This window comes from Bacillus gobiensis (genome assembly GCF_001278705.1).
Lineage (GTDB): Bacteria > Bacillota > Bacilli > Bacillales > Bacillaceae > Bacillus > Bacillus gobiensis.
In genome coordinates this window covers 1,350,969-1,365,028 of the sequence record NZ_CP012600.1, presented here as the reverse complement: position 1 = coordinate 1,365,028, position 14,060 = coordinate 1,350,969, and the positions used below count along the sequence as shown (strand labels likewise).

Annotated in this window: 12 protein-coding genes and 1 pseudogene; 11 read left to right on the top strand and 2 right to left on the bottom strand. The window is 40.0% G+C overall.

What is annotated here, in order from left to right:
• Positions 1-89: 89 nt before the first annotated feature.
• The 3 genes from AM592_RS06565 to csaA all read left to right on the top strand — a co-directional run bounded on the left by AM592_RS06565 (position 90) and on the right by csaA (position 1,823).
• A complete protein-coding gene (locus AM592_RS06565) occupies positions 90-887 on the top strand; it encodes an ABC transporter ATP-binding protein (protein ID WP_053603046.1) in 798 nt (265 codons plus the stop codon).
• Positions 888-916: 29 nt separating this feature from the next.
• Positions 917-1,399, top strand: coding sequence for a DinB family protein (locus AM592_RS06560; RefSeq protein WP_053603045.1), 483 nt, complete (start codon positions 917-919; stop codon positions 1,397-1,399).
• Between the two features lie 91 nt (positions 1,400-1,490).
• Positions 1,491-1,823, top strand: coding sequence for a chaperone CsaA (gene csaA, locus AM592_RS06555; protein WP_053603044.1), 333 nt, complete (start codon positions 1,491-1,493; stop codon positions 1,821-1,823).
• 58 nt (positions 1,824-1,881) lie between these two features.
• Here csaA and AM592_RS06550 read toward each other — a convergent pair whose 3' ends face one another.
• Positions 1,882-2,214: a DUF948 domain-containing protein gene (locus AM592_RS06550; protein ID WP_053603043.1), complete on the bottom strand. Its 333-nt coding sequence runs from the start codon at positions 2,212-2,214 to the stop codon at positions 1,882-1,884.
• Positions 2,215-2,450: 236 nt separating this feature from the next.
• Between AM592_RS06550 and AM592_RS06545 the strand changes: the two genes are divergently transcribed.
• Together AM592_RS06545 and AM592_RS06540 are read left to right on the top strand one after the other, a co-directional pair.
• Entirely contained in the window at positions 2,451-3,266 is an 816-nt protein-coding gene (locus tag AM592_RS06545) for a basic amino acid ABC transporter substrate-binding protein (RefSeq protein ID WP_053603042.1), read from the top strand.
• 76 nt (positions 3,267-3,342) lie between these two features.
• Positions 3,343-3,999: an amino acid ABC transporter permease gene (locus AM592_RS06540; RefSeq protein ID WP_053603041.1), complete on the top strand. Its 657-nt coding sequence runs from the start codon at positions 3,343-3,345 to the stop codon at positions 3,997-3,999.
• A gap of 63 nt (positions 4,000-4,062) precedes the next feature.
• Here the strand turns inward: AM592_RS06540 and AM592_RS06535 are convergent, their stop codons facing one another.
• Positions 4,063-4,965 (bottom strand): glutamate biosynthesis transcriptional regulator GltC, encoded by a 903-nt coding sequence (locus AM592_RS06535; RefSeq protein WP_053603040.1) that lies wholly within the window; start codon positions 4,963-4,965, stop codon positions 4,063-4,065.
• Positions 4,966-5,111: 146 nt separating this feature from the next.
• On the opposite strand from AM592_RS06535, the gene gltB reads away from it, so the two are divergent.
• The 6 genes and pseudogenes from gltB (at position 5,112) to AM592_RS06505 (ending at position 14,046) form a co-directional block, all read left to right on the top strand.
• Positions 5,112-9,677: a glutamate synthase large subunit gene (gltB, locus tag AM592_RS06530; RefSeq protein WP_053603039.1), complete on the top strand. Its 4,566-nt coding sequence runs from the start codon at positions 5,112-5,114 to the stop codon at positions 9,675-9,677.
• Between the two features lie 19 nt (positions 9,678-9,696).
• Positions 9,697-11,178 (top strand): glutamate synthase small subunit, encoded by a 1,482-nt coding sequence (gltD, locus tag AM592_RS06525; protein ID WP_053603038.1) that lies wholly within the window; start codon positions 9,697-9,699, stop codon positions 11,176-11,178.
• 408 nt (positions 11,179-11,586) lie between these two features.
• A complete protein-coding gene (locus tag AM592_RS06520) occupies positions 11,587-11,790 on the top strand; it encodes a DNA-binding protein (protein WP_148564318.1) in 204 nt (67 codons plus the stop codon).
• Positions 11,791-12,055: 265 nt separating this feature from the next.
• Complete coding sequence (locus AM592_RS06515) at positions 12,056-12,655, top strand: TetR/AcrR family transcriptional regulator (RefSeq protein WP_053603036.1); 600 nt, start codon at positions 12,056-12,058, stop codon at positions 12,653-12,655.
• A gap of 214 nt (positions 12,656-12,869) precedes the next feature.
• The gene (locus AM592_RS06510; protein ID WP_053603035.1) at positions 12,870-13,181 is read left to right on the top strand and encodes an antibiotic biosynthesis monooxygenase family protein; all 312 of its coding nucleotides are present in this window, start codon (positions 12,870-12,872) and stop codon (positions 13,179-13,181) included.
• Positions 13,182-13,272: 91 nt separating this feature from the next.
• Positions 13,273-14,046 (top strand): annotated as a pseudogene (locus AM592_RS06505) (SDR family oxidoreductase).
• The last annotated feature ends 14 nt before the right edge of the window (positions 14,047-14,060 follow it).

Genomic DNA, 14,060 nt, shown 5'->3' with positions numbered 1-14,060 from the left:
AAGCTTATTTGCAAACCGGATGAATAATTTTGGCATTCTTACCTTGAATGCTTATTTCAAGATATTAGCGTAGAAAAGGAGAATCGTTTATGGTGCTAGATCTAGAGAAGGTGTCCTTGAAAAGAGAAGGTGCCTGGATACTAAAAGACATCGATTGGAAAATACGCAAGGGAGAACATTGGGTATTATATGGTTTAAATGGTGCTGGGAAAACCGCAATATTAAAAATGATGAATGCGTATTATTTTCCTACAAGCGGGAACATGACGGTAGTTGGAAAAGAATTTGGGAAAACGCCTCTTGGGGAGCATCTTAGGACAAAAATTGGTTTTGTCTCTTCTTCTATCCAACGTATGTTTTATCCTGCTGACAGCGCATACCAAATCATATTAAGCGGAGCTTTTGCTTCAATTGGACTATATGAAACGCCGACAGATCAGATGAGAAAAAAAGCCATTTCTTTACTGGAAAAGCTCGGCTGTATGAATTATGCGGACCGAAGCTATGAAACGCTTTCCCAGGGCGAACGGCAGCGTGTTCTGATTGGAAGGGCACTGATGGCAGATCCTGAATTGTTAATATTAGATGAACCCACGACAGGCCTGGACTTTATTGCGCGAGAAAGCCTGCTAAAAACGATTAGTGATATAGCTGAACAGCCAAACGCTCCAACCTTGATCTATGTAACTCATCATGTTGAGGAAATCCTTCCTGTATTTAATAAAACATTATTATTGAGACGAGGAGAGGTATTTGCATCAGGTGATACGAAAGACATGATCACAAGCAGCCAGCTCACGCAATTTTTTGAGCTGCCTGTGGATATCATCTGGCAAAATAGCCGGCCGCTGTTATCTAAAAAAACAAAATGTACCGAGCATTTGTAAGCAAAACGCTAAAATAGAGGAGTGTTTGAATGCCAATTAAACAACTGCTTATTAATCAATTGGTTGCTTGTTGCAATGAAAGCTCCTGGTTTGTATGTTATTCTGACGCGGTGAAAAATTTGACTGAAGAGGAAGCGTGTATGAAGCCGTCCTCCCCGGAACATTCTATCAAAGAAATTTCTTATCATTTATTTTATTGGAACGAAAGGTATTTAAAACGGTGGAAAGGAGAGCAGGTGGCTGAGAACGCGTTACCCTTTGCCGAAACGTTTCATCTTCCGGCAGAAGCGAGCTGGGAAGAAATTAAACATAACGTAATTCAAATATTTTCAGAATGGATCGATGAGCTTCAGAATTGTGATGAACAGCAGCTTTTAGAGCAGGTTGCCTGGTCAAATTCGACATGGAGTGATGAAATCAGCTATTTGACGATTCATTCCGCGTATCACATTGGACAAATTGTAACGGCAAGAAAACGGCAAAATTCCTGGAAGAATGAATACGGCGTTTAACATTCTTGCTTTTCGTTAAATAGATCTTAATTCGAGCTAAAGACTTTTTTAGGAACAATGGTTAAACTAGTTGAAAAAAGCAGGTGGATATATGGCAGTTATAGATGATTTACTGAAGCTGGATATTCGGATCGGCACCATCATAGAAGCAGAAGCTTTTCCCGAAGCAAGAGTTCCGGCGATTAAGCTGACGATAGATTTCGGAGAAGAAATCGGAGTGAAACAATCAAGCGCACAAATTACAAAAAGGTACGTACCTGAAGAATTAAAAGGCAGGCAAATCATTGGCGTTGTCAATTTCCCGCCTCGCCGAATCGCCGGATTTAAATCAGAAGTTCTGGTTCTTGGCGGTGTTCCTTCGAAGGAAGATGTTATTTTACTTCGTCCGGATGAAGAAGCGCCGAATGGGACAAAAATTGGCTAAAAATCAAAAAGGTACGATTGCTATGATCGGCAGTCGTACCTTTTTACTATGTTAAAAATCATCTGTATTCTCTTATACCGGCTACAATAATTGTGCCCGGCTTTTCTGTTTTTTTCAATTTTTGAAAGGTCGTTCCTAAATCCTTGCATGCGTCTACTGTATCGTTGACTTTTTCTTTCTTCAGATTTATATCCAGTTGAATTTTTTGCTGTGCGTCAGATAATCTATTTGCTTCATTTTTTATTTCTTCAATATTGTTTTGCAATTGGCCAACACTTGCTTGTACTTTGTTAAGTGATGTATTTATTTCTTTTTTCGCTTTTACTCCAGAAACGCCTAAATAAACAAGTGAAATAATAATTAAAGCTGCACTAACATATACTATTGTCATTACAAATCCCCATTTCTCTATCAGTTTCCTCTACTATTTCCCCCTTATTAAAAAAACAAAACAAGTAATTATCTAGTTAGATTCACTATTAGTATGATAGATTATCTAACATATAAATTGACCGAATCACTTTGGAAGAATAATATCTTACTGTGAGATATTGCAATATTCCTAGAAATGTGTCAAAATTAAAAAAATTCTCTATCTTTGAAGTATGAGTTTTAGGAGGCTTTTTAGTGAAGAAAATAACGTTTGGTTCATTGATTTTCATTCTAGCATTTTCCCTTCTCCTATCAGCATGTGGGACCCAGTCAAATAGCGGTGCAGAAGGCGAAAAAAACGGAGACAATAAGACGCTTCGAGTGGTTACAGATGCGAATTATGCTCCATTTGAATCCATGGATAAAGGTGAAGTCGTTGGCTTCGATATTGATTTTGTAAAGGCGGTAGCGGAAGAAGCGGGATATGCCGTCAAAATTGAGAGCGTCGGCTGGGATCCTGTATTTGCTGAACTGCAAAGCAAGAGTGCTGATTTAGGCGTTTCTGCAATCACCATTAACGACGACCGAAAAAAAACATATGACTTTTCCGTGCCATACTTTTTATCTACGCAAAAGATCCTGGTGCCAGAGAACAGCGATATTAAAAGCGCAGAAGACTTAAAAGGTAAGAGAGTAGCCGTTCAAAATGCAACTACCGGACAAGAAGCAGCTGAAGGGCTTCTGGGAAAAAATAGCAAGGACATTAAAAAATTCGACAATAACAACCTTGCGATTATGGAAATGACAAGCGGCGGCGCGGATGCAGTGGTGGCTGACAACACAGTTATTGAAGAATATGCGAAGAACAACCCTAATCAAAAATTAAAAGTAATCGAAGATGATACGTTCGAAAATGAATACTATGGTTTGATGTTTCCAAAGGACAGCGAGCTGAAAGAAAAATTTGATAAGGCCATTAATGAAGTTTTTGATAATGGAACGTATAGCAAAATCTATGAGGATCACTTTAAGATCGAGCCTGAAATTGATCTTCTAAAAGAGCAGCAGTAAAAAAAGGGGACGAAGAAAAAATTGCGTAATCTGGAACTATTCAGTTACGCAATTTTTCATACTGGAGGATTTGTAAGTGGATTTTCAATTTGAGATTATTAAAGAGTACGCACCATTCATTCTAAATGGGACATTGCTGACCATCGGCCTGTCTATCGCCGGAATCCTGATCGGGACGATACTTGGACTCGGGATCGGGCTTGGGAAAATGATGAGAAACAAGCTTCTTTCTTTTCCATTTGCTTTTTACATTACTTTTTTCCGCGGAACCCCATTTATTGTTCAGTTGTTTATTATCCATTTCGGTGTTGTTCCAATGTTTACAGGAGGAACAAATCCGATATTGGCTTCGATCATTGGATTATCCCTAAATTCAGCTGCATACATAGCAGAGGTATTTAGAGGCGGGATCCAATCGATTGATAAAGAGCAAACCGAAGCGTCTAGGTCGCTGGGGCTGACACATGTCCAAACGATGAGATACATCATCTTGCCGCAGGCTTTTAAACGGATCATTCCTCCGATGGGAAACGAATTTATAGTGTTAATTAAAGAAACAGCGGTATTGGCTTTTATTGCAGCTCCAGAAATTATGTATTGGGGAAGAGCCATGCAGGGGCAATATTTCCGGATCTGGGAACCATATTTAACAGCAGCCGTTATCTATTTGATTTTAACTCTTACGATGACCCTTATCTTACGGGCGATCGAAAAGAAAATGGAGTTGGCGTAAGAATAAGGTTAACTTTAATAGGCAAGAGATGCTTGTTAAAGTCAACCTTTTTAAAATAATGGCTTATCGATATTGTTGCAGTTTTGAAAAAAATTCAATGACAAATTGATAAAAAACCTTTACAGACGGTGCGACTTCTTTATTTTTTGATATAATAACACCTACAGTCCTCGTTATTTGCGGAAAATCAATCGGGATTTTCACAGTAAATCGCGGTGTTGTTTCATAAAAGGTGCTTTCGGGTAAAAGTGTAACACCTATGCCCGCAGACACAAGACCCTTGATCGCATCCAAGTCTTCACCTTCAGATGATATAATCGGTGAGTATCCAGCCTGTTGACATGAATCCATAACCATTTTTCTTAATATATACCCTTTGGGAAACAAGACAAATGAATCGTTTTTCAGATCGCTTAAATGGATTCTGTCACGATTAGCAAGAAAATGATTGACTGGAAGAAGGGCGAAAATTCTTTCTGTAAATAAAATATCTCCGGTGATCCCGGGATTGTCTTTAGGTACCGGTGCTAAAAAAGCCAAATCGATTTCCCTGTTTATGACAGCATCGATCAAAAATCGATAGGAGCCCTGCCTTAAATGAAAAGCGACATTCGGATGCTCTTCTTTGAACGTTGAAATGACAGTCGGCAGAAGCTGCTTGGCAAGGCTTGTCGGGAATCCGATTTTTATCGTTCCTTTATCAGGATCCAGGTATTCGTCAATTTGTTCTTTTGCATAATCGATGCCTTTCATCGCAATCTTAATATGAGATAAAAATTGCTTTCCGATTTGTGTTAGCTTTACATTTCTTCCTTCACGTTCAAACAATGCGACCCCTAATTCTTCTTCCAGGTTAGCAATTTGTCTGCTGATCGCGGATTGAGCCACGTGGAGACTATCAGCAGCTTCAGACATATGCTCCCTTTCTGCAACCTCCATAAAATACCTAAGCTGACGGAGTTCCATTTTATTAAATCACCCACTTATCTCATATTGAGATTGTTTTAATCTAAATTATATATTGTTTATATTAATATGAAAACCTACAATGTAAATATACACTGTAAGATTTTATGACCGAAATATTGAAAATTGAACGGGGGAGAGAATAAATGAGTTTTAATCAAATGCCTAATGCACAAGGTCTCTACCGTCCTGAATTTGAACACGATGCGTGCGGAATCGGCCTGTATGCACATTTAAAAGGCCATGCAACACATGACGTTGTAAAAAAAGGACTAAAGATGCTATGCCAGCTTGATCATAGAGGCGGACAGGGAAGTGATCCTGAAACTGGAGATGGAGCCGGTTTAATGGTCCAAATTCCAGATTCATTTTTCAGAAAAGTCTGCACGAGTTTTCAATTACCTGAACAAGGCCGCTACGGAGTAGGGATGGCCTTTTTTTCCACGAATGAACAAGAAAGAAAAAAAATCGAGGAACAAATCAATACGCTTATTAGAAACGAAGGACAACAGCTGCTTGGCTGGAGAACTGTTCCTGTAAATCCAGATAAAATCGGAAAAACAGCACATGGAAGTCTGCCGTTTATTCGTCAAGTATTTATCGGGGCAAATGATCAGATTACGAATGATCTTGATTTCGAACGGAAGCTTTACATTATCAGAAAACAAGCGGAAAACTGGGCGGCGAAAGAGGAATTACCTTTTTATATTCCAAGTCTCTCCAGTAAAACCATTGTATTTAAAGGGCTCTTAACTCCAGAGCAAGTCGATGAATTTTACCTTGATCTAAAGGATTCTTCGTTCCTTTCAAATTTTGCTCTAGTTCATTCCCGCTTTAGTACAAATACGTTTCCGAGCTGGGAAAGAGCACACCCTAACCGTTATTTGATTCACAACGGAGAGATTAATACTCTTCGCGGGAATATCAACTGGATGAAGGCAAGGGAAAAACAATTTGTTTCGGATGCTTTCGGTGATGATTTAGAAAAAATCCTTCCGATTCTTGACGAAAACGGGAGTGATTCCTCTGTCCTTGACAATGCGTTTGAATTTTTTGTGCTTGCAGGACGCAAACCGGCTCATGCAGCTATGATGCTGATTCCTGAACCATGGACAGAAAATCCGTATATGTCAAAAGAAAAACGCGCTTTTTATGAGTTTCATAGTACGATGATGGAGCCTTGGGATGGCCCGACTGCGATTTCGTTCACAGATGGCAAACAAATTGGTGCCATATTAGATCGGAATGGTCTTAGGCCTGCCCGTTACTATGTGACAAATGACGATTACATCATCTTTTCTTCAGAAGTAGGCGTCATTGATGTAGAGGAAGAGGATGTCCGTTATAAAGACCGTTTGGAACCGGGGAAAATGCTCCTTATTGATTTAGAAGAAGGCCGCATTATTTCTGATGAGGAAGTGAAATCAGAAATCGCTGGCGAAATGCCTTATCAAGAATGGATGAATCAAGAGCTTGTTCATATTGCCCATGATCAGGAGGAATCAGGAGAAGATATTTCAAGTGATTTACTTGCCCGTCAGAAGGCATTTGGATACACCTATGAAGACGTAAAGAAATATTTGCTTCCTGTCATCAATGAAGGCAAGGATCCGCTTGGTTCCATGGGAAATGACGCGCCTCTTGCTGTGCTGTCAGATCGGCCGCAATCGCTTTTTAATTATTTCAAGCAGTTGTTCGCACAGGTTACTAACCCGCCAATTGATGCAATTCGTGAGCAAATTGTCACGTCAACGATTACGTGGATTGGCGCAGAAGGTGATATTCTTCATCCAACGCCGGAATGCTCAAGAAGAATTAAGCTGTATACACCGCTGCTTACAAACGGCCAGCTGAATGGCTTAAAAACAAATGTTCATCCTGATTTTAAAAGCAAAAAGATTCATACCCTGTTTAAAACAGATGTAAAAGACGGCTTGAAACAAATGTTTAAAGAAGCTGAAACAGCGATTGCAGGCGGAGTCAGCCTCTTGATTCTTTCTGATCGCGCGATGGATAGCGAAAATGCTCCTATTCCAACACTTCTTGCTGTTAGTGCGCTTCATCAGCATTTAATCCGTAAAGGGATTCGGACAAAAGCGAGCATCATTGTCGAGTCCGGAGAAGCAAGGGAAGTTCATCATTTCGCTGCATTGATTGGTTACGGTGCGGATGCGATCAATCCTTATCTCACATTTGCAACGTATAAAGATGAGATCAAAAAAGGCAATCTCGATATGACTTATGAAGATGCCGTTATTAAATACAGCAAGAGCATTACGGAAGGCGTCGTAAAAGTCATGTCCAAGATGGGAATTTCGACGGTTCAAAGCTATCGCGGAGCGCAAATTTTTGAAGCAGTCGGCATTAGTAATGCAGTTATTGATGAGTATTTTACAGGTACGCATTCACAGATCGGCGGAATTGATCTAAATACAATTGGGAAGGAAACACTCCTTCTTCATAAAGAAGCTTATAAACCTGCGGTTGATCAAACATTGGATCCAGGAAGCGATTTCCAATGGAGAAAGCATGGAGAGCATCATGCCTTTAATCCAAAAACGATTCACACGCTTCAATGGGCTTGCCGTAAAGGTGATTATTCACTCTTTAAAGAGTACTCAAATGCAGCAGACGAAGAACGGCTAGGGTTTTTGCGAAATCTTTTCGCATTCAATGAAGATCGCAAATCGCTTCCAATTGAAGAAGTAGAATCAGCGGACAGCATTGTGAAACGGTTTAAAACCGGGGCTATGTCATTTGGATCACTTAGCCAAGAAGCTCATGAAACGCTTGCTATTGCGATGAACCGTATCGGTGGTAAAAGCAACAGCGGTGAGGGCGGTGAGGATCCGAATCGTTTTACACCTGATGCTAATGGCGATAATCGGAGAAGTGCTATCAAGCAAATTGCCTCCGGAAGATTTGGCGTCAAGAGCCACTATTTAGTGAATGCTGATGAACTGCAAATCAAAATGGCTCAAGGCGCGAAGCCTGGGGAAGGCGGACAGCTTCCGGGAAATAAAGTGTACCCATGGGTTGCTGGTGTCCGCGGCTCAACACCTGGTGTCGGCTTAATTTCGCCTCCGCCGCATCACGACATCTATTCTATCGAGGATCTAGCACAGCTGATCCACGATTTGAAGAATTCAAATCGAGATGCGAGAATCAGCGTGAAGCTGGTTGCAAAATCTGGAGTTGGAACGATTGCTGCAGGTGTCGCAAAAGGAGCAGCAGATGTTATTGTCATCAGCGGATACGACGGCGGTACCGGTGCTTCGCCAAAAACGAGTATTAAACACACTGGTCTACCTTGGGAGCTTGGCTTAGCTGAAGCCCATCAGACGTTGATGCTCAATAACCTTCGGAACAAAGTTGTCCTTGAAACCGACGGAAAGCTGATGACAGGCCGTGATGTCGTAATGGCTGCATTGTTTGGAGCCGAAGAGTTCGGCTTTGCTACTGCGCCATTAGTTGTTCTTGGCTGTATCATGATGCGTGCCTGCCATTTGGATACGTGTCCGGTAGGTGTCGCAACGCAAAATCCTGAGCTTCGCAAGAAATTCACTGGAAATGCAGATCATATCGTGAATTTCATGTACTTTATCGCTGAGGAAGTTCGTGAAATTATGGCGGAGCTTGGCTTCAAAACATTGGATGAAATGGTAGGCCGTACTGATGTCCTTCGTGTCAGCAGCCGTGCAAAATCGCATTGGAAGGCTGGTCAATTGGATCTTTCTACGCTTCTTTATCAAGTGTCAGAGGGTGATCGCACGTTTAATACGCCGCAAAACCATAAGCTTGATAAATCTTTAGACTTACAAGAAATACTGCCTGCAGTGCTTTCTGCAATTGAAAAGAAAGAACGTGTCAATCATTCATTTGAGATTCATAATACAAATCGAGTGGTTGGAACGATCGTTGGCAGTGAAATTTCAAAACGTTACGGAGAAGAAGGCTTACCGGAAAACACAATCAATTTAACGTTTAATGGTTCAGCAGGCCAGAGCTTCGGCGCCTTTGTTCCTAAAGGGATGTCTCTACAATTGATTGGCGATGCAAATGATTATTTAGGCAAAGGCTTATCCGGCGGAAAAATTTCTGTTAGAACGCCTGATAATTTCTCCAGCCCGAATTCAGACAATGTTATTATCGGGAATGTCGCTTTTTACGGAGCTACGAGCGGAGAAGCTTATATTAACGGTCGTGCAGGCGAACGGTTCGCCGTACGAAACAGCGGTGTGAAGGTTGTCGTTGAGGGCATCGGTGAGCATGGCTGCGAATATATGACAGGAGGGCGCGTTGTTGTCCTTGGAGAAGTCGGAAGAAACTTCGCTGCCGGAATGTCTGGTGGTATCGCCTATGTATATGCTGGCGACCAAAAAGAATTTAAAAGAAAATGCAATCAGGAAATGGTTGACTTTGAAAAACTGATCGATGAAAACGAAATTCACGAGTTGAAAGAGATGATCGTCAATCATTTCAATCATACAGACAGCAAAAGAGCTGCTCAAATTTTGGAAAACTGGGAAGAAGAAATTCAAAACTTCGTTAAAGTGATTCCGAATGATTACAAGAAAATGGTCGAAAAGATAAACGAACAAAAAGCTGCTGGTTTCTCCGACGAAGAAGCAATGATGTTTGCATTCGAATCAAGCACCAGAGGAGAAAACGCCCCAGCATCAGCAAAGCATAAAGAAGCAGTAACCCATTAAGGAAAGGGGAGAGGACAAAATGGGTAAAAAAACAGGTTTTATGGAATACAAACGCGAAAAACCATCTGAGCGGGATCCTCTCAAGCGATTGGACGATTGGAACGAATATTCATCGCCTTTCTCTGAAGAAATGTCATCAAGACAAGGAGCCCGCTGCATGGATTGCGGTACTCCTTTCTGCCAAATCGGAATGGACGTGAATGGCTACACCTCCGGATGCCCGATTTACAATTTGATTCCCGAATGGAACGATCTTGTTTATCGCGGTAGATGGAGAGAGGCTCTAGAAAGATTATTAAAAACGAATAACTTCCCTGAATTCACGGGCCGTGTTTGTCCTGCGCCATGTGAAGGCTCTTGTACGGTTGCAATCTCTGATCCTGCCGTTACGATCAAAAGCATCGAGCGCACGATTATTGACAAAGGCTTTGAAAACGGCTGGATTCAAGCGAGAATTCCTGAAAAACGCACAGGCAAAAAAATTGCGATCGTTGGTTCCGGCCCAGCTGGTTTAGCTGCGGCTGACCAATTGAATCAAGCCGGACATTCGGTTACAGTCTATGAACGTGCTGATCGTGCCGGCGGCCTGTTAACCTACGGAATTCCGAACATGAAGCTTGAAAAGGAAGTTGTTGAACGACGGATTAAGCTTCTTACTCAAGAAGGTATCGATTTTGTTCTGAATACAGAAATCGGAAAAGACGTAACGGCAGATGAGCTAAAAGAGCAATTTGATTCCGTTATCCTTTGTACCGGTGCACAAAAACAACGTGATCTATTAATTGAAGGCCGTGAAGCAAAAGGTGTCCACTTTGCTATGGATTATTTAACAGATACGACGAAAAGCATGCTAGATTCCAATTTTAAAGATAAAAAGTTTATCAATACGAAAAATAAAGATGTTATTGTAATCGGCGGCGGAGATACAGGTGCTGACTGTGTTGCAACGGCTCTCCGTCAAAAGGCAAAAAGCGTGGTGCAATTCGGTAAGCATCCGAAGCTGCCTGATTCCCGCAACCCTGAAAACATGTGGCCTGAACAGCCGCACGTTCATACGATGGAATATGCATATGAGGAAGCACAAGCAAAATTCGGCGATGATCCTCGCCAATATGCAATTCAAACGACTAAATTAGTTGCCGACAGCAAAGGCAATTTAAAAGAGCTTCATACAATCCAAATGAAAAAAATAAAAAATGAACACGGAAAGTATGAATTTCAAGAGATTCCTGGATCAGAAAAAGTCTGGCCGGCTCAATACGTCTTTATCGCCATCGGTTTTGAAGGCACTGAAGCACCATTAATGGAGCAATTCGGGGTCAACATGACTAGAAATAAAGTTCAAGCTGCTTATGGCGATTACAAGACCAATGTCGACGGCGTTTTCGCTGCCGGAGATGCAAGAAGGGGCCAAAGCCTGATCGTTTGGGCGATTAACGAAGGAAGAGAAGTAGCAAAAGCTGTAGATACCCATCTAATGGGATCAACTGTATTGCCATAAGGAAAAGAGCCTTAATCTGGTGTTTACGCACTGGATTAAGGCTTTTTTTGATTAGAAACAAGGCAAGAGCGGATATTTTTTCGTCATGCATTTACTTTGTGAAAAAGATGAATCATAAATTAGCAGAAATAGAGATCGTTCAATTATTAAATAAAACATCTGAACAGATTAGAGTATGAGAAAATAATTCAAATACTATTGTAGAACAAAATAATATATGTGAATGGGAAACAACTAACTTATGTGCAATAATGATAAGGAGAAGAATGGCATTATAAACAAGAGTAACAATTTTTAAAGAGATAATAAAACAGCACTTGCTTTCTCAGAACTTTGCAAAAGAAGAAAAGATGGTGGCTTATGACGAAATTCGAATTTAAAAATCAAGAAGAACTGGGATCATTTTTAATGGATGAAGTATTAACCAGACAAGAAGCTGAAATGTATTTAAATATGAAGAAACAAAGTTTTCCCCGTTCCCTCAAAAAAGAAAAAATACGTCCCTTTAAAACATCCGGGAAAACCCAGCTCTTTTTAAAAAGTGATTTAAGACCCTACAAAGAAGAACTGGAAACCGAATTAAAGAAATACAACCCTAATCATGATGAATAAGAGATCTGGCACCAGTTCGGTTTCTCCATATTCAAATAAATGTTAATGATTATTTTATTATTAATATTAATATTTTTGTTTTTGTTAATGTTATTTTATATAAAACAACATCATTGGATATCCTCACACGAATCTAACACAACCGATGCTCCATCATTTTTTAAGTGACAAAAGTGAAATTTCTCTTGACAATTTTATATCAGCTGAAATAGAATAAAATTAAATGACAGTCAGTACTGACAGTCTATTTGAAAGGAGTGAGTGTATGAGCAATAGTAATAATTTAAGCATCGATGATAAGCTGCTGTTGGCAGCGATCGATTTAATAGCGGAGAAAGGCTACAATGGTGTATCTACCAAGGAAATCGCTACTATGGCAGGTTTGAGTGAAAAAACGCTGTTTCGCCGATTTGGAAGCAAACAAAACCTTCTCGAAATGGCGTTTGACCGTTTTCATTATGCCGAAGAGATAACAAAACTTTTTAACGAGAAGCTCGTATGGGATTTGCAAACAGACTTGCTCCTGATCAGTCGAACATATCATGAAATTATGAATCGTAACCGGAAAATGATTATGATCAGCATCAAGGAGGAAGGGCATTTACCTGGGTTTAGAGAAAGAACACAAAAACACCCTCGACAGCTTTTGGATATTCTAACCAATTATTTTACGGCTATGTACGAAAAAGGAAAGCTAATTCGAACGGACCCCGAGCTACAGGCGTTGTCGTTCATAATGCTGAATTTCGGAGCTTTTATGAACAACCTGGATAATGATATGAATTTTCCAAATGTTTCACTCGAAAGGTTTATAACAGAAAGTACTCAACTATTCACCAGGGCTTTAACCCCTAATATTATTTAAATAAAATGTCAGTCAGTACTAACGGTCATTTGTGGTAAACTTTTTATAGAGATGTACTTTTGTCAAAAAAAAGATCACTTTAAAACAAATTTCGGTACTTTTATGAAACAAAACGTAAGATTGTGCCAAAATCACTTGAAATTTCTTGCCTTTTTCCTAATATTAACAAATTTACAAGCAGGAAAGATATTTTTAATTAAGGAGGTTTTTTTAAATGAATACTAAACCAATAGTGTGGATTAATGTATTTACTGCCAAACCAGGTAAACTAGATGAATTGGTCGCTATCCAATCTGAAGAATTATTAAACTTTAAAAGCAAGGGTGTACCTGGTTGGATTAGTAGTCGTTGGCATCGTTCAGTCGATAATAACAAGGCAATTATGGTGACTACCTGGGAGAGTATTGAGTTTCATAAAAGTTGGTTAGAAAAAGCTGGATTTGCAGAACACCTAAACAAAATTCAACATCTGATTGAAGGAAAAGAAGGTGGGTACTACACGTTGGAGGAAAACATAGAAAACTAATAACCTGTTAAATTATAGATCTTTTATTTAATCAGTGATCTCGCTGGCTACTGCACTAACCTTTAAGCAAGTTATTTTATCAGCTTAAAAAATGAAATGTATAAAGGAGAAATGCTTTATGTCTAAAGAAAAAGTAGCATTTATTACAGGCGCGGGACGCGGAATTGGAGCGGCTACAGCGAAAGAGTTAGCAGGAATGGGTATAAAAGTTGCAATTAACTACTTATCTGACCATAAAAGTGCAGACCAAGTGGTAAATTAAATTCGATCGCATGGAGGAGATGCTATCAAAATTCAGGGAGATGTTTGTAGTGCTGAACAAGTAACCCTTATGACCAATGAGATCCTTGATCATTGGGGACGGATTGATATTTTAGTTAGTAATGCCAACATCCCTTTTGTTATAAAGCCTTTTCTTACTATTTCATGGGCGGAATTTTCACAGAAACTAAATGATGAAATCAAAGCTGCTTATCATCTTTCGCAGGCAATTTTACCGATTATGAAGGAAAACAGTTATGGACGGATCGTCTATATAGGAAGTGCAGCTGCGAAAATTCCAGAAAAAAACTTTATTGCTCATGGAACAGCAAAAGCAGCGCTTGTCCAATTTGCCAAACAGATCGCCAAGGAATTTGGAGAATTCGGAATTACTGCTAATGTGATTTCACCAGGATTAGTAGAAACCGATGCTTCAAGAGAGCAAGTAAAACTACTTAAGTCAGAGTTTACTGCATTGACACCGTTGAAACGGATAGCTCAGCCTGAAGATGTTGCTAAGGCCATTGCGTTATATGTTACTGAGCGATCAGCATTTATCACTGGTTCATATATACCCGTAGATGGCGGTATGTATATGCTTTGACATTTTTTCCCCGA